The 15,461-nt window shown below is 71.7% G+C and carries 17 protein-coding genes; 11 read left to right on the forward strand and 6 right to left on the reverse strand.

The annotated features are described in order from the left end of the window. Positions 1–17: 17 nt before the first annotated feature. The gene (locus ACIQ9E_RS11140; RefSeq protein WP_403705365.1) at positions 18–380 is read right to left on the reverse strand and encodes a DsrE family protein; all 363 of its coding nucleotides are present in this window, start codon (positions 378–380) and stop codon (positions 18–20) included. A 124-nt stretch (positions 381–504) separates the two neighbouring features. Here ACIQ9E_RS11140 and ACIQ9E_RS11145 point away from each other — a divergent pair, with 124 nt between their 5' ends. The 6 genes from ACIQ9E_RS11145 (at position 505) to ACIQ9E_RS11170 (ending at position 5,426) form a co-directional block, all read left to right on the forward strand. Beyond that, on the forward strand, positions 505–1,407 hold the full coding sequence (locus tag ACIQ9E_RS11145; RefSeq protein ID WP_403705367.1) for a hypothetical protein: 903 nt from the start codon (positions 505–507) through the stop codon (positions 1,405–1,407). Further along, positions 1,404–2,153, forward strand: a complete 750-nt coding sequence (locus tag ACIQ9E_RS11150; RefSeq protein WP_403705370.1) for a hypothetical protein — start codon at positions 1,404–1,406, stop codon at positions 2,151–2,153. The genes ACIQ9E_RS11145 and ACIQ9E_RS11150 overlap by 4 nt, the downstream gene beginning before the upstream one ends. Continuing rightward, positions 2,150–2,998 carry a hypothetical protein gene (locus ACIQ9E_RS11155; protein WP_403705372.1) on the forward strand — a complete coding sequence of 283 codons (849 nt, stop codon included), beginning with the start codon at positions 2,150–2,152 and terminating at the stop codon, positions 2,996–2,998. The genes ACIQ9E_RS11150 and ACIQ9E_RS11155 overlap by 4 nt, the downstream gene beginning before the upstream one ends. 306 nt (positions 2,999–3,304) lie before the next feature. Next, a complete protein-coding gene (locus tag ACIQ9E_RS11160) occupies positions 3,305–3,877 on the forward strand; it encodes an FABP family protein (protein WP_403705375.1) in 573 nt (190 codons plus the stop codon). A 76-nt stretch (positions 3,878–3,953) separates the two neighbouring features. After that, a complete protein-coding gene (locus ACIQ9E_RS11165; protein ID WP_403705378.1) occupies positions 3,954–4,415 on the forward strand; it encodes a Fur family transcriptional regulator in 462 nt (153 codons plus the stop codon). A gap of 9 nt (positions 4,416–4,424) precedes the next feature. After that, positions 4,425–5,426, forward strand: a complete 1,002-nt coding sequence (locus tag ACIQ9E_RS11170; RefSeq protein WP_403705381.1) for a YgfZ/GcvT domain-containing protein — start codon at positions 4,425–4,427, stop codon at positions 5,424–5,426. Positions 5,427–5,475: 49 nt separating this feature from the next. Here the strand turns inward: ACIQ9E_RS11170 and dtd are convergent, their stop codons facing one another. Next, positions 5,476–5,913, reverse strand: coding sequence for a D-aminoacyl-tRNA deacylase (dtd, locus tag ACIQ9E_RS11175; RefSeq protein ID WP_389879582.1), 438 nt, complete (start codon positions 5,911–5,913; stop codon positions 5,476–5,478). 155 nt (positions 5,914–6,068) lie between these two features. On the opposite strand from dtd, the gene ACIQ9E_RS11180 reads away from it, so the two are divergent. From ACIQ9E_RS11180 to ACIQ9E_RS11190, 3 genes are read left to right on the forward strand one after another with little or no spacing between them, the layout of a single operon-like run. Continuing rightward, the gene (locus tag ACIQ9E_RS11180) at positions 6,069–6,902 is read left to right on the forward strand and encodes a hypothetical protein (RefSeq protein WP_403705384.1); all 834 of its coding nucleotides are present in this window, start codon (positions 6,069–6,071) and stop codon (positions 6,900–6,902) included. Positions 6,903–6,956: 54 nt separating this feature from the next. After that, a complete protein-coding gene (locus ACIQ9E_RS11185; RefSeq protein WP_403705387.1) occupies positions 6,957–7,931 on the forward strand; it encodes an asparaginase in 975 nt (324 codons plus the stop codon). 24 nt (positions 7,932–7,955) lie between these two features. Then, positions 7,956–9,320, forward strand: a complete 1,365-nt coding sequence (locus ACIQ9E_RS11190; RefSeq protein WP_403705390.1) for a GNAT family N-acetyltransferase — start codon at positions 7,956–7,958, stop codon at positions 9,318–9,320. A 207-nt stretch (positions 9,321–9,527) separates the two neighbouring features. Here ACIQ9E_RS11190 and ACIQ9E_RS11195 read toward each other — a convergent pair whose 3' ends face one another. The 4 genes from ACIQ9E_RS11195 to ACIQ9E_RS11210 form a co-directional block, all read right to left on the reverse strand. Beyond that, positions 9,528–10,658 (reverse strand): selina-4(15),7(11)-diene synthase, encoded by a 1,131-nt coding sequence (locus ACIQ9E_RS11195; RefSeq protein WP_403705393.1) that lies wholly within the window; start codon positions 10,656–10,658, stop codon positions 9,528–9,530. A gap of 595 nt (positions 10,659–11,253) precedes the next feature. Further along, the gene (locus ACIQ9E_RS11200) at positions 11,254–11,667 is read right to left on the reverse strand and encodes a VOC family protein (RefSeq protein WP_403705396.1); all 414 of its coding nucleotides are present in this window, start codon (positions 11,665–11,667) and stop codon (positions 11,254–11,256) included. Between the two features lie 10 nt (positions 11,668–11,677). Further along, positions 11,678–12,106 (reverse strand): helix-turn-helix transcriptional regulator, encoded by a 429-nt coding sequence (locus ACIQ9E_RS11205; protein WP_403705399.1) that lies wholly within the window; start codon positions 12,104–12,106, stop codon positions 11,678–11,680. A gap of 278 nt (positions 12,107–12,384) precedes the next feature. Then, the gene (locus ACIQ9E_RS11210) at positions 12,385–13,464 is read right to left on the reverse strand and encodes a MerR family transcriptional regulator (protein WP_403705402.1); all 1,080 of its coding nucleotides are present in this window, start codon (positions 13,462–13,464) and stop codon (positions 12,385–12,387) included. A 363-nt stretch (positions 13,465–13,827) separates the two neighbouring features. Between ACIQ9E_RS11210 and ACIQ9E_RS11215 the strand changes: the two genes are divergently transcribed. Next, the gene (locus ACIQ9E_RS11215) at positions 13,828–14,334 is read left to right on the forward strand and encodes a hypothetical protein (RefSeq protein WP_403705405.1); all 507 of its coding nucleotides are present in this window, start codon (positions 13,828–13,830) and stop codon (positions 14,332–14,334) included. Positions 14,335–14,376: 42 nt separating this feature from the next. Beyond that, positions 14,377–15,444 (forward strand): PQQ-binding-like beta-propeller repeat protein, encoded by a 1,068-nt coding sequence (locus ACIQ9E_RS11220; RefSeq protein ID WP_403705408.1) that lies wholly within the window; start codon positions 14,377–14,379, stop codon positions 15,442–15,444. Positions 15,445–15,461: the final 17 nt, after the last annotated feature.

The following is a 15,461-nucleotide window of genomic DNA, read 5'->3' on the forward strand; positions in this document are numbered from 1 at the left end:
AGTCCGTACGGGCTCGGTCAGTAGACGAGCGCCTGTACGCCGTCCCCCATCGCCTCCTGTACGAAGACCTGCGCCCCCGCGATCCGTACGCCCGCGAGCACATCCTCCGAGGTGATGTCACGCCGGGCCGCGCACTGGGTGCACAGGGTGATGCTGCCCGTCGCCAGTACGGCGTCGATCAGATCGGGCAGCGGCGCGGCGTGCGGCAGCTCGAACTCGGCGGCCCGTCCGGGCAGCGCGAACCACGAGGATTCGCCGGTCAGCCAGAGGGACACCTCGACCCCGCTGGCGGCGGCTACGGAGGCGACGGTGAACGCCTGCGAACACCGCTCGGGCGCATCGGCACCGGCGGTCACCTTGATCACGAGCTTCTTGGCCATGTCCGAACTGTAATCCGGATGCGGACAACTCCCCCTACCCGCTATCTGTCTGACGTACACGCGACAACGCACACCGCGTCGCGATTCAGGTCTCAGGGGGACCCTCACCTTGAAGAAACAGCCCATGGACGACGGGCGGCCGGCACCCGCCGCGCCGGAGCCGCCCGCACCCGCCGCGCCCGAGGTGCCGGATGTACCGGAGCGGGTGGTGCCCGATGCGCCGGATGTTCCGGAGTCGTCCGCGCCCGCCCCGCCCGAGGCGCCGGATGTACCGGAGCCGGTAGTGCCCGATGCGCCCGCCCGGGTACGGCCCCGTGGTGCGACCGCGCTGCTCCTCGCCGTCGCCGCGGTGGTCGGCATCAGCGCGGGCACCGCCGTCGGCTACGGCGTCCAGGCCGGTCGCGAGCCCGAGCCGCTGCCCGCGCTCAGCCAGCCGGGGCTGGCGTACCCGGCCAAGCCGCTTCCGGCCGGACAGGGCCCCGCGCCGCTCTCCGCCGCCGAGGACCGCGGGGTCCGGACCAACGGCGATCTGCGCAAGCTGCTGGTGGACAGGCCCGCGGGCGCCAGGAACGCCCCTGTGGAATGGCTCGACGACAACTGGGCGGATCTCGGGCTCTACGCCTATCAGTACGAGGGAGCCGACGCCGTTCTCTTCGACCTGTTGCAGGAGGAGGTGCGGCGTATCGCGGGCGCCAGCTGGGAGAAGGGCAACCGGACCTACGAGGTTCACCTTCTCCAGTTCCGCAGCGCCCGCGGCGCGTCGCAGTACGGCGAAAGCGTGCACGAGTATCCGGCGGAGGCCGAGAAGGAGAGCACGGGATCGCCCGGCGACGCCCTCTCGGGCAGCGGCAACGGCCGCTACTACATCCTCAAGCCCGAACGCGAGCCCGGATACAAGCCGCTGTACCAGGCACAGGCGGTCATCCAGCGTGGCGACGTCCTTGCCGACCTCACCATCTGGGACACCTCACCCATCGGAAAGAACGACATCCGGATCCTGGCCGAGCGTCAGTTGGAGCGACTGTGAAACGTCCGACGGTAAGAATCGTGCTGTCCACGGCGGTCGCGTTGCTGACGGTCGGTGGCGCGGTGACCTACAGCGCGGTGTCCGCCGCGGGCGCCGACCACTCCGCGGAGACCGATATCTGGGGTGACGACCTGCCGGCCGAGTTGGTCGACGACCCGGCGGGGGATCTCGGCCGCGGGCGGACCGACACCCCGCTGCGCAAGATGCTGCTTCCCGTGCCCGACAGCCACCGGCTGGGCCCCGAAGCGATCCCGTTCGGCAGCAACGACGGCGAACTCGACGGCCGGGCCACCACCCGCCTGATGAAGCAGCAGCAACAAGGACTGACGGGCGCCGAACGGCGGCGGTTCGAGACGGCGGTCGACCGGCTCGGCCTGCAGGGCATGGTCTGGCGCACCTATGCCCAGGACGAGGTCGCCGACCACGTGACCGAGGTGCAGATCGTCCGGCTGAGGAACGCGAAGGACGCCAAGGCCCTGTTCGCGCTGCAGACCGGTGTGCTGCGGGCGCTGAAGGTGGCCAAGGGGCCGGTGGTCGGGGGCCACAAGAGCGCCATCTGCTTCAAGGGCGCCACCAGCGGACCGGGGACGGAGAACGATCTGGTCGTCTACGCCTGTTACGCATACCGCTCGGACACCGTCGTCTCCGTCGAGTTCAACGGCTCCCGGGAGCTCTACCCCTCGGTCGTGGCGGGGTTCGTGAAGAAGCAGCTGGATCACATCGCATCCCCGGGGGAGTACGTATGACCGAGCCGCAGTCGCAGGGCCCGCAGGCGGAGTTTCCCGCCGTACCGGCGGTCCCGCCAGGTCCGGGGGAGACGGCGCCTCCGCGCGACCGCCGGGTGCTGAGGTCCGCCGGGCGCTGGTGCACCGTCGCCGCCGTCTGTCTGGGGCTGGGTGCCGGAACGGCGTACGGCATCACGACACTGGACCGCGACCGTCTCCCGGGCCTCGCGACCGGGAGCGACGGCCGCTGGGACTATCCGGAGCTTTCGCTCCCGGCGCTCCCCAAGGGAACCCCGCGCCCCTTCAGCAATCAGAACGACGACGGGATCCACCACGCCGACCTGCGGAAACTGCTGCTGCCTGCGCCGAAGGGCGCCCGGCAGGACCCGAAGCTGACAGGTGACTGGACCACCCCGCAACGATTCGCGTCCGAGTATGTGAAGGACGAGCGGGCCGATATCGAGATCGGCCTCGCCGACTACGGGCTCCGTCATATCGCCGCCCGGGGCTGGACCATGCCGGACGGTACGGAGTCCCGGGTCTATCTGCTGCGTTTCGGTTCGGCGGAGGCTGCGAACGACTTCAACGACGAGACGCTGGGCGCCGCCGGCGGAAATGCCCCCGAGGCGGACCTCGACGCCACGGAACGCTTCCAGGAGGACCACGACTGGCACGGTGCGTCCAAGTCCTACGTCTACTCCTACCTCTACCGGGAGCAGGACGGGGACGGTCCCGTCGGCAGCCGCCAGGGTTACATCCACGCGGGCGACACCCTGGCGGTGATCATCCAGAAGAGGAAGAACGGCGGAACGGCGGCCGTCCCCTTCCATCAGACCGCCGCGCTCCAGAACCAGCTCCTGAGCTGACCGGGAACCGCCCACCCGGGCGGGCCGCGGCGCGGCCCCGCCCCCGGCACGCCCCGGCGGCCCCCGGCGGCCCGTCCGGGCCCCACCCATTAGGCTGGGGCCCGGTAGGTCCGCTGTTTCCTTTGTTTCCTTCGCACCTGAACAAGGAGCACTCCGTGCTTGAGGCATTCTTCGAGGCCCTTCTGGTCCTGGTCTGCATCGGCGTCACCGCCTTCGCCGTACTGGCCGTGAAGAAGCTGTACCAGGGCCAGCGCTGACCGTCCCCCGCCCGTCCGGAATCCCCGCTCCCACCACGGAAATCAGCTCATGATCGAGATCCCGTCCGACCTCCACCCGGACCTCGTCCCCCTGGCCTTCCTCCTCGGCACCTGGGAGGGCGCGGGCGTCTCCGACTTCCCGGGTTCCGAGAAGTGCAATTTCGGCCAGTCCGTCACCTTCTCCCACGACGGCCGTGACGTCGTCGAGTACGCGTCGCACACCTGGGTCCTCGACGCCGAGGGCAACAAGGTCCGCCCCCTGGAGAGCGAGCACGGCTACTGGCGGATCGACAAGGACCGCAAGGTCGAGGTCGTCATGGTCCGTGACCAGGGCATCGTCGAGATCTGGTACGGCGAGCTGGCCGACAAGAAGCCGCAGATCGACCTGGTGACGGACGCCGTCGCCCGGACCGCGGCCTCCGGCCCGTACAGCGGCGGAAAGCGGCTCTACGGCTATGTGAAGGGCGATCTGATGTGGGTGGGCGAGAAGGCCACCCCCGAGGTCCCGCTGCGGCCGTACATGTCGGCGCATCTGAAGAAGTCGGTCTCGCCCGAGGAAGTCGCCGAGTGGGCGAAGAACCTGGGCGACCTCCCCGACGACGGCATCGCCTTCTTCAAGTAGGCCCCGCTTCCCTCTTCGAGCAGGCCCCCTTCCGGCAGGCCCCGTCATTCGGTCCGGCACTCCCTACACTGGGAGCGTGGTGACCACCGACTGGCAGAGCGACCTGCGCAAGCGCGGCTACCGGCTGACCCCGCAGCGGCAGCTCGTGCTGGAGGCCGTCGACACCCTGGAGCACGCCACTCCGGACGACATCCTGTGCGAGGTGCGCAAGACGGCGTCCGGGGTGAACATCTCCACCGTCTACCGGACGCTGGAGCTGCTGGAGGAGCTGGGGCTGGTCTCCCATGCCCACCTCGGCCACGGCGCCCCGACCTACCATCTGGCCGACCGGCACCACCATCTCCACCTGGTCTGCCGGGACTGCTCCTGCGTGATCGAGGCCGAGGTCGGCATCGCCGCCGAATTCACCGAGACGCTCCGGCAGACCTTCGGCTTCGACACCGATATGAAGCACTTCGCGATCTTCGGCCGCTGCGGGAACTGCGCGGCCGAACCCGGGGACGCCACGGCCGGCCAGGGTTCCCCGGCCGAGTCGTAGGCTTTTCCCATGGCCGATGCGACCGAAGTGAAGACCCCGAAGGCTCCCCGCAGCCCCCTGCTGTCCCGCCCCGGTGCGGTCCCCGCGGAAGGGGTCGACGAAGGCGTGGCCGCCCACTACGGCGATATCTTCCGCGAGCAGGCCGCCCTCGCCGACGGAACCGGCCTGGTCGACCTCTCCCACCGCGGGGTGATCACCGTCACCGGCTCCGACCGGCTGGCCTGGCTGCACCTCCTGATCACCCAGCACGTCACCGACCTGCCGCCCGGGCAGGCCACCGAGGCGCTGATCCTCTCCGCGAACGGACATATCGAACACGGTCTGTCCCTCGTCGACGACGGGGAGACCGTCTGGATCCACACGGAACCCGGCGCGCAGGGCGAGCTGATCGCCTACCTGGAGTCCATGATCTTCTTTTACCGGGTCGAGGTGGCCGACCGGACCGGTGACATCGCGCTGGTGCACCTGCCCGCCGGCTCCCTCGCGCCCGCGCCGGACGGCGTGGTCGTCAGGGAGACCCCGTACGGCCGTGATCTGTTCCTGCCCCGCGCCGGTCTGGAGGCGTACGCGACCGAACACGGGCCCCTCGCCGGAATGCTGGCGTACGAAGCACTGCGCGTCGAAGCCCACCGGCCCCGCGTCGGTTTCGAGACCGACCACCGGACCATCCCCCACGAGCTGGGCCTGATCGGCACGGCCGTCCATCTCCAGAAGGGCTGCTACCGGGGCCAGGAGACCGTCGCCCGGGTGCAGAACCTGGGCAAGCCGCCCCGGCGGCTGGTCTTCCTCCACCTCGACGGCAGCGAAGTGCATCTGCCGGGCCCCGGCACCCCGGTCACGCTGGCGAAGGACGGCGACGGCGGACGGCAGCTCGGCTTCGTCACCACATCCGCCCGGCACTACGAGCTGGGACCGATCGCGCTGGCGCTGGTGAAGCGGAACGTTCCGGTGGACGCGGAACTGCTGGCGGGGAACACGGCAGCGGCCCAGGAGACGGTCGTCGAGCCGTAGCCGTAGTCGTGTAGCCGTAGCCGTAGCCGTAGCCGGACCCGGCGGCGGCTCAGACCTCCAGCAGCACCGTGAACGGGCCCTGGTTCGTCAGCGACACCCGCATGCTCGCGCCGAACCTGCCCGTCTCCACCCGCGCCCCCAGCGCCCGCAGCCGCGCCACCACCTCGTCCACGAGGGGTTCGGCGACCGGGCCGGGGGCCGCCGCGTTCCAGGTGGGGCGGCGCCCCTTGCGGGCGTCGCCGTAGAGGGTGAACTGGGAGATCACCAGCAGCGGGGCGTTCACGTCGGAGCACGACTTCTCGTCCTCCAGGATCCGCAGCGACCAGAGCTTGCGGGCCAGCCGCTCCGCCTGCTCAGGGGTGTCCTCGTGGGTGACCCCCACCAGAACGCAGAGCCCCTCCCCGGTGATCTCCCCGACCGTACGGGTGCCCGACTCGTCCGTCACGTCGACACTCGCGCCGTCGACCCGCTGTACCACTGCACGCATACAGCCCAACCTATCGGGGCTGAACGGGTGCAGAGCACCTGCGTGGACCGCTTCCCCAATGGCACGATGCACGAAGGCGGCGCGGTCCCGGCCCGTACCCGGATTCGGGGCCCGGGGAAGATCTCCGCGCCGGTCGAGGGGACGGACGGTAGGACATGAGTACTTCGGGCACCGGGCACACGACGGCCGACCCCGCCGGCCCCACCACCGCCCGCCCACCCCAGCAGCGCGAGGGCGGCCGCGAGTGCCGGGCGGCCGACCACTTCCCCGATCCGCCGCGGTACGAGCTGCCCGCGCTGCTCCTGCCGGAGCTGCGGACCCTGCGGCGCAGCTCGCAGCAGGACGAGGCCGATCTGAGCTATCTGCGGCGGCTGCTCCAGGGGCGGATCGACATCCTCAGGGCGGAGCTGGCCCGGCGGTCCGGGCCGGGAGCGGTGGAGCAGGGGCAGGACCGGGAGCGCGAGCGGGGGCGGGGACGCGAGCGGGAGCGGGCAGCGGCCGGGGACACCGGAGCCGCGGAGGCCCCCGTGGTCACCGGCCCGGCCGCCCCCACCGCCGCGGCCACCGGCTCGGCCTCCGTGCCGCCCACGGCCCCGCCCGGCTCCCGTACCGCCGCCGCTCCGGGGCAGGGGCCCCGTACCGCGCCCGCCGTGGTGCCGGTGGCCGCCTCCGTCGTGGACCGGCTCTCCGAGATCCTCGCCGACGCCCCCTCCACCCACCGCAGCTCGGTCCGCCATGTGACGGTCGCCCCGCCGCACAGCGAGAAGTACGGCCGTCTCGCCGCCGATATGCTCGCCGACGTCGAACTCTCCGACCTCCAGGCACGTACCGATGACGAGCTGTACGCGGCGATGGCGCGGCTCGTCCGCTACGAGCAGCGGGTCTCCCGGCGGCGGCAGCTGTTGCAACGTACAGCCGACGATTGCAGCGCCGAGATCACCCGCAGGTACCGTGAAGGAGAAGCACAAGTAGACGACCTGCTGACCTGAGGAGATCCTTCCGGCGGCGGGCCGGTACCACCCCGTCGGAAGGCCACCCCCGCGATGAGCAGCACCCCCACCCCCCGGACCCCCGTCACCGCGTCACCGGTTCTCGCGGAGGTCGTCCGGTCGGGGTTCACCGAGGGCCGCCACCGTGGTTCGCTGGTCGTCCTGGCCCCCGACGGCAGTGTGGAGCTGGCCCTCGGCGATGTCACCGCCCCGGTCTTCCCCCGCTCCGCGGGCAAGCCCATGCAGGCCGTGGCCACCCTCAGGGCCGGGCTCGACCTGGCCGGGGAGCGGCTGGCCCTGGCCGCCGCCAGCCACTCCGGCGAAAGGTTTCACCTCGATCTCGTACGGAAGATGCTGACCGAGTACGACATCGCCCCCGACGAGCTGCGCACCCCCGCCGACCTGCCGCTGGACCCGGTCGAGGCGGAGGCGTACCTCGCGGCCGGACGGCTCCGCGAGCCGATCACGATGAACTGCTCCGGCAAGCACACGGCCTGGCTGGCGGCCTGCGCGCTCAACAACTGGGACCGGGCGGGCTATCTCGACCCCGGCCACCCGGTGCAGCGGCTGGTGCGCGAGGCCGTGGAGGAGGCCGCGGGCGAGCCGGTCGCGGCGGTCGGCACCGACGGCTGCGGGGCGCCGCTGATGGCGGTCGGCCTGACCGGTCTGGCCCGCTCCTACCGCTCCCTCGTCCTCGCGGACCCGGGCACCGCCGGGCGGCGGGTCGCGGACGCGATGCGGGCGCACCCCGAGTATGTGGCGGGCACCCGCCGGGCCGACACCTGGCTGATGCGGGAGGTGCCGGGGACGCTGTCGAAGATGGGTGCCGAGGCGGTGCAGGCGGTCGCCCTCGCCGACGGCCGGGCTCTCGCCTTCAAGATCGACGACGGTGCGGCCCGGGCCCTGGGGCCGGTGCTGGGGCGGGCGCTGGAGCTGATGGGGGTGGACGATCCGGTGGTGGCGCGGATCCGCCGGGCGCCGCTGCTGGGCGGTGGCGCCGAGGTCGGCGAAATTGAAGCGACTTTCTGAGACGGGTCTGCCTAGCGTGGTGGCATGGCCCTCGACCACGCCCACCCCGCCACCCCCGCCGCTGCCGCCGGAGCCGGAGCCGGAGCCGGAGCCGAATTCGGGTCCTGTCCCGGATCCGCCCTGCCGCCGCCCGCTCCCGCCCGTTCCGACGTCGAGATCCGGACCCTCACCGAGGCCGGGATCCCGGAGTGGGTGAGGGCGATGGGCGCCGGCTTCCTGCAGGCTCCGTCCGTGTCCGACGCGGAGCTGGCGGGCCGCCGCAGCGGTATCGACCCGGACCGTGCGCTGGGTGCCTATGACGGCGACCGCTGCGTGGCCACGTACCGCACCTTCGACCAGCGGCTCTCGCTGCCGGGCGGCGGTGCCCTGGCGTCGAGCGCGGTCACCAACGTCACCGTCTCCGCCACCCACCGCCGCCGGGGCCTGCTCCGCCGGCTCATGACCGCGGACCTGGCGGCCGCGAAGGAGCGGGGCTATGCGCTGTCGACGCTGATATCCGCCGAATACCCGATCTACGGCCGGTTCGGCTTCGGCCCCGCGACCCGGTCCCACGCCTGGTCCGTCGATCTGACCCGGGCGGGTTTCGACGGCCGCCGGTCCGGGCCGCGCGACGGCGGCCGGGTGGATCTGGTCCCGCTCGACGAGATCCGCAGGATCGGCCCCGAGCTGCACGCCCGCTTCTTCGCCGGGCAGCCGGGCGCGGTCTCGCGCGACGACCGCTGGTGGGATCTGGAGACCGGCCGGATCACCGTTCCCAGCCGGGAGTGGAAGGAGCCCTTCTGGGCCGCCTACCGGACGGCGTCCGGTGAGCTGGAAGGGCTGGTCGCCTATGTCAGCGACCGCAAGTGGGACGAGAACAAGCAGCCCGGTGCCACGGTCACGGTCCGGCACCTGTTCACCGTCTCCCCGGTGGCCGAGCGCGCCCTGTGGGAGTACGTCTGCGCGCTGGACTGGACGTCCCGGGTCGACAGCGGTGAACGTGCCCCCGACAGCCTGCTGCCCGATCTGTTCCCGGATCCGCGCGCCGCCCGGATCCACCTGGATGTGGACATGCTGTGGGTGCGGATCCTCGACACCGTCCGGGCGCTGGAGGCGCGGGGGTACGAGGGCGAGGGCGCGCTGGTCCTCGATGTCACGGACGGCCTCGGTCTGGCCGGTGGACGGTTCCTGCTGGAGGCCGGACCGCGGGGCGCGCGCTGTGTCCCGACGGACGCCGCGGCCGGGCTGTCGCTGGACATCAGGGAGCTGGGCGCCTGCTATCTCGGTGACACATCGCCGCTGCGGCTGGCCGCCCTGGGTGCGGTCCGCGAGGAGAGTCCGGGCGCGGCGGCGACGGCGGAACGCCTCTTCCGCACGGCCCGCCGGCCCTGGTGCCCCGACGTTTTCTGAGCGTCCGTGCGAGGGTTCGGTGCCGGTGCCGGTGCCGGTGCCGGTGCCGGTCTGGTCCGGGGGCGGGTTCGGCCCGGACTGAACCTGCCTCCGGACTGAACCTGCCTCCGGACTGAACCTGCCTCCGGACTGAACCTGCCTCCGGACTGAACCTGCCTCCGAACCGGACCCGCCCCGGACCGCACCCGCGCCCCGGGGCGGCTCCCGTCAGCAGGCCGCCGCCCGTTCGGGACGGCGTACCTCCTCCGGCGCACCGGGCTCCGGACCCCGTCCCCCGGTCGCATGGTCCTCCGGTACCAGCGTCCACCACCAGCGGATCACCGGAATGTCCAGCGGCTCGGTGCTGTCGTCCGTGGGCGTGCTCCGGAACGAGGTGGGGAAGGCAGCGGGGTTCTCGGGCGTCGTATACCGCAGGGAGCTGACGCTCCAGTCCTGGGTGGCGCGGACGAAGTGCCGGAGGCTGTCCAGATAGCGGCACAGCTCGGGGCTCCCGCCGCGCCGATGCTCCTCCGCGAGCCGCAGGAAGAGGCACATCACCCGGTCCCGCTGGCGGATCGCGGTGGCCAGGGCGGCGGCTGGCGACAGCTGCTCGTGATGCTGGAGGACGCGGAGCGCGTTGAGGTAGAAGCCCTCGCCCGAAGCCTCCTTGTGGTGCGAGAAGATGTCGTTGTCCCAGCTGATGATGAACGAGGTCATCTCGCAGAGGGCGCGGGTCGCCGGATGGTCGCGCTCCTCGGGCCGCAGCTCGTCGCCGCGGCCCATCTCCAGCAGCGGGAACACCACCGTCGCGGCGCCGTCGTACAGACGCATCAGGGTGTAGTCGTTCAGATCGGGTACGGTGCCCGCGCGCCGGTGATCGGCCTCCCAGACGACGGAGAAGAAGTACTCGCGTAGTGCGTCCACCCAGCGGGTGCACTGCGCGTACGTGCCGAAGCGGTCGATCCTGGCGCGCAGATCGCGCAGCCCCGCCGCGAGCGGGTCCGAGCGGAGGAACGGCCCGCCCGGGTCCTGGGCGACGCGCAGCAGCCGGTGGAGCACGCCGACGAGATCGCCTGGGCGGTGGCCGAGGTCGCTCTCCTCGCAGTAGCCGTCGTCCACACCGAACAGCCAGAGCACGAAGTCGGCGAGCAGTTCGACCACCTCCTGCCGCCCTTCGGGCAGGATGCGGGCGGAGAAGGTGCCTATGTCATGGCGGACGAGTCTGCCGCGCAGCTCCGGAGAGCCGATGCGGAAGGACTCCGCCCAGGCCGCCGTCCGTGCCTCGATCACGGCGTGCCGGGGGTGGATCGCCGGGGGAATCGGGGCGTAGATCGGCGGAACGCTCAACTGAGGCCCCACGCTTGATCACCTCTTTGCGGAATGCGACCACGGTGTACACGAAGATGTGCGGGGGGTTATGTGTATAGATCAACTATGTTGGATAGTACTGTCGGTGCGACAGGCATCCAACGGCCGCTTTCTGCCATCCGGCCAGACGGCGTACGAGGTGCGGCGGCGGGGATCACGCGGAATCGGAGCCGTCGCGTGCGGAGCGCGCCCGGCGGATCCGGCCGGCGGAGCGGATGAATCCGCTGGTGGAACCGGTCGGGGGAGCCGGGTGGCAGACGGGGGAGCAGGGATGGGCCGCCCTAGCCGCCGAAGGGTTGCATGGAGGTTGCGCAGGGTGAGAATTGCGCCACGGCATGTGGACAGGCGCGGCGAATGGCGTAGAAAACATGGGCACTTGGAGCGCCGTACGGCGCACTCGGCTACGTACGCGCGGTGCACAACAGACGTATCACTCCGCCAGGCGCATCCGGGGCCGCCCGGAGTGCGCCCGGCGTGCGTCGCGGATGGCGGAAAATACGTGTTTGAAGGGCAGCGGCGCCTTGTGAGAAGCCCCGGTGGGGCCTTCACAAGGCGCCGGGAGCCGTCCGGGGTGCCGTCCCGGCCGCTACTTCCGGGCGGCGGAGTTGAAACGGATCATATTGCCCGCGGGGTCGCGAAAGGCGCAGTCCCGAACGCCGTACGGCTGGTCCATGGGCTCCTGGAGCACCTCGCCGCCCGCGGAGCGGATCTTCTCGAAGGTGGCGTCGACGTCGTCAGTACGGAAGTTCACCCCGCGCAGCATGCCCTTGGCGAGCAGCTCGGCGGCGGCCCTCCGGTCGGCCTCGGAGGCACTCGGGTCGGCGAGCGGCGGTTCGAGGACGACTTCCACGTTCTGCGAGGGCGCCCCGAGGGTCACCCAGCGCATCCCCTCCCAGCCGACGTCGTTACGGACTTCCAGTCCGAGCGCGTCGCGGTAGAAGGTGAGCGCCTTGTCGGTGTCGTCGACGGCGATGAAGCACTGTGCAAGCTCGATGTCCATGCACTTCACGCTACGGACCGGAGCCGGGTCCCGCTTCTCGAATCCTGACCGGTCTGCCGTGGACCATGGCGACACAGCCGGGGACGGCGGCGCCGGCGCTGTGGTCCCGGGCCCGGTAGGCGCTCGGGGCCTCCCCGACCAGCTCGGTGAAGCGGGAGCTGAACGACCCCAGCGACGTACAGCCGACCGCCATGCAGACCTCGGTCACGGACAGATCGCCCCGGCGCAGCAGCACCTTGGCCCGTTCGATCCGGCGGGTCATGAGGTAGTTGTACGGGGTCTCCCCGTAGGCGGCGCGGAACGTACGGGAGAAGTGCCCGGCGGACATCACGGCGATCCGTGCCAGCGCCGGGACGTCCAGTGGCTGGGCGTAGTCGCGGTCCATGGTGTCCCGGGCGCGGCGCAGCCGGACGAGATCGGGCAGGGGCACGTGGGACATGCCTTCCACGGTACCGACAGCGCGTGGCCGGTACGACGCGTGATCGGGCGGGCCCGTGAGCGGCCGAGGGCACCGGGCCCGTACCCGATCAGCACGCCTCCGCCTCCGCCCTCCGCCGCCCGCGCCCGGTGAGCCCAACCCGGCCCGGTCGGCGGGGGCCGGCGACCGTACCGCGGTGAGGCACGGTGGCGCGGCCCCCGTCGCGCCGGTCAGGATCGCCGCATGCAGGCGCTCCCGGAAACCGGCCGGCTCGGGGCCGAGCGGGTCACCGCTCCCGCCTACTGCCGGGACTCCAGGACATCGGCGACCACGCAGCTGATGTTGTCGGGGCCGCCGGAGCCGTTGGCGAGAGCGACGAGTTCCCGTACCGCCTGCTCGGGCTCGCCGATATCGGAGAGCACCCGGCGGATCTCCTCGGTCGGCACGACGGTGGACAGGCCGTCGGAGCAGAGCAGGTAGCGGTCTCCCCGCCGGGCGTCGTACAGCCGCATATCGGGTGTGGAGTCCGTCCCCCGGCCCAGGGCACGTACCAGCAGGGACCGCTGGGGGTGGGAGGCGGCCTCCTCCGGGCTGAGACGGCCCTCGTCGACCATCGACTGCACCACGGTGTGGTCGTGGGTGATCTGGAACAGCTCCCCGTCCCGCAGGAGGTGGATGCGGGAGTCCCCGATATGGACGAGGGCCAGCTGCGATCCGGTCCACAGCATCGCGGTGAGCGTGGTCCCGGCGTCTTCGGGAGCGGGGTCGGCTCCGGTGATGCCCTGTACGGCCTGCCGGGCCCGGTCGACGGCGTCTTCCAGGACGTTGAGGAGACCGGCCGCCGGGACGCTGCCGTCTTCGAGAGGCTTGAGCGCTTCGACGGCGGCGGCGCTCGCGGGGGCACCTCCGCTGCCGTAGCCGTCGGCGACGGCGAGCAGCCGGGACCCCGCGTAGACGGTGTCCTGGTTGCTCGTCCGGACCAGGCCGGGGTCGGAAAGGGCTGCGTAGCGGATGCCCAGGGGCTCGCTGATCGGGGACATGAGGGGTTCCTTCCGGGAGAGGTGGTCGACGAGGAAGGCGGCCAGATCCCGCCGGGCGGCGGTCTCGGCTTCGACGCGGGCCCAGAACGCGCGGATCTCCTCGGCCGCCGGGCCTGCCTCCAGCGCGCAGACCTGCCGGATGAGGGCGAGGGGCATCCCCAGCCGCCGGAGCCAGGCAACCAGCCGGGCCTGCTCCAGTTGTTCCGGTGCGTAGCGGCGGTAGCCGGTCACCTGGTCCACGCGAGCGGGAGTCAGCAGGCCGAGTTCGTCGTACAGCCGCAGCGCCTTCGGTGACAGCCGGGACGCCTTCGCGAACGCCCCGATGGTCAGCAACTCCATGCCCGTCCCTCCTCGCGCCGGGCGGTTCGCCCGGCACCACCGATGCTGTGGGCTCCCCCAGGGGGGAAGGTCAACCGCGGGATCCGTCCTCGTGTCTGCGTGTCTGCGTGTCTGCGTGTCTGCGATGCCGACGGATCGCCGCGCTCACCCACCGGGAGCGTTCAGGGGGTTTGCCGGGTTGGAATCCACTGGTCTGTCCCGCCGCCCGGTGGGATCATGAGCCGCTGCCGCTGCCGCTGCCGCTGCCGCTGCCGCTGCCGCTGCCGCTGCCGCTGCCGCTGCCGCTGCCGCTGCCGCTGCCGCTGCCGCCGTGCTGGGCCCGGGACGGCGGTCGTTCATGCGCCGACCCGGGAGGAACCCTGTATGACCCCTGCGCCCACAGTCCGACGCGTCCTCGGCGACGGCCCGTTCGCCGAGATCGGAGAACCTGCTCTGGCCGTCGCCGACGAGCGTTCGGGGACGGTCGCCGTGGGCGGGGACCTCGGGCATATCCAGTGGAGTGGCAACGGGACCGCGGACTCCGGATGGACGGGGCATCGGATCGGTGTCTATGAGCAGGCCGGGCTCCGATGCCGGACCCTGGTGCGGTCCCGGCACCCCGTCCGGTCTCTCGCCTTCCACCCGTCCCTTCCCCTGTTGGACGTTGGTACGGGGTCCTACGACGGTGGCTACTTCTTCACAGGCGAACTGCTGCTGATACACCTCGACTCCGGTGAACCGGTGTCCGCCCTGGAGCACCCGCGGGAGGTGCTCGATGTGGAATGGCGCAGCGAGACGGCACTCCGTCTGGTCCTGGCGCCGTGGGACGACTGGGACAACCCGCGGGCGTCCGAGGAGGGCCATACGGTCGTTGTGACCCGCCCGGACTGAAGCGCCGTCGGGCCGGGGGCGATCGGCCCCAGGGAGCTGGCCGTGCCCGCGGAACCGGCCGTCCGGCAGGACCACAGCGCGGCCGCCCGCCGGTTCCTCGCGGACCTCGCGGCCTCGGCCGGCCGGGAGTGGTCCGTACGACGGCGGGTGTGGGCCGTCGAAGGCACGGAGGACGGCCGTGTGCTGGCCGCTCTGGACGGGGTTCTGGCGGAGTCGTGGCTGCCGTCGGGAGACCTGCAGTGGGCGGTCGGGGACGAGGAGGGCGGCCGGCAGCTGATCCCGGCCCCCGACGGCGCATCGGTCTGGACCAACGCCGAACGCCGCGGTCGCCTCAAGGCGGAAGGCGGCTGGGAGGTGTCCGCACCCCGGACGGCCCGGATCTCCGTCGACACGGGCCAGGTGCTGGAGACCCTGAACCCCGGTACGTTCACGGTTCTCGTCGCAGTCGGCCGCAGGGCGGTCCTCAGACGGTTGGACGGCCGCCGCAAGCTCTCGCAACGGCTGCTGATGTTCGACCTCGACGGTCCGGTGAAGGGTCCGGAGGCCGGTCCGGTGAACGGTCCGGCGGTCGGGCACTTCGACCTGTTCAACCACCCGTTCCCGGTCCGTCGCGCGAGCCGCCCGTACGTGCTGGTCGGCACCGTCCCGGACCAGCCGCACCAGGACAAGTGGGTCGCCGCCCTGGAAGCCGACGGGACGCTGCGACGGCTCTTCCCGCACTCCTGGGTACCGGAGGAGCACCACTTCGGGGGGCCCGCGGTCGAAATGGGCCGGTCCCTGGTCCATGCCGGCGCCGTCTACCGTCATCAGGGGTTCCCACCCGGTAGCGCCTATGTCGTACGGCGATCCCCGGACGGCTCGGTCGAGTGGCAGCACCGCACCGATCACCGGGCCACCGCCCTCGACACCGACGGGGACACGGTCTACGTGGCCTACAACTCCGGCGCCCTGACGGCACTGGACGCCGGCGACGGCTCGGTGCGCTGGCACACCGAGCTGAAGGTCGACGGGGCACCGACCACGGCCCTGTCCCTTGCCGTGGCGCCCCGGGGGCACCTGCTCATCGGGACCGCCGACGGCCGGATCCTGGAGTGCCCGATTCGGCCGTGACCGTCCCGGCCGTGACC

This window comes from Streptomyces sp. NPDC094448 (genome assembly GCF_044763775.1).
GTDB lineage: Bacteria > Actinomycetota > Actinomycetes > Streptomycetales > Streptomycetaceae > Streptomyces.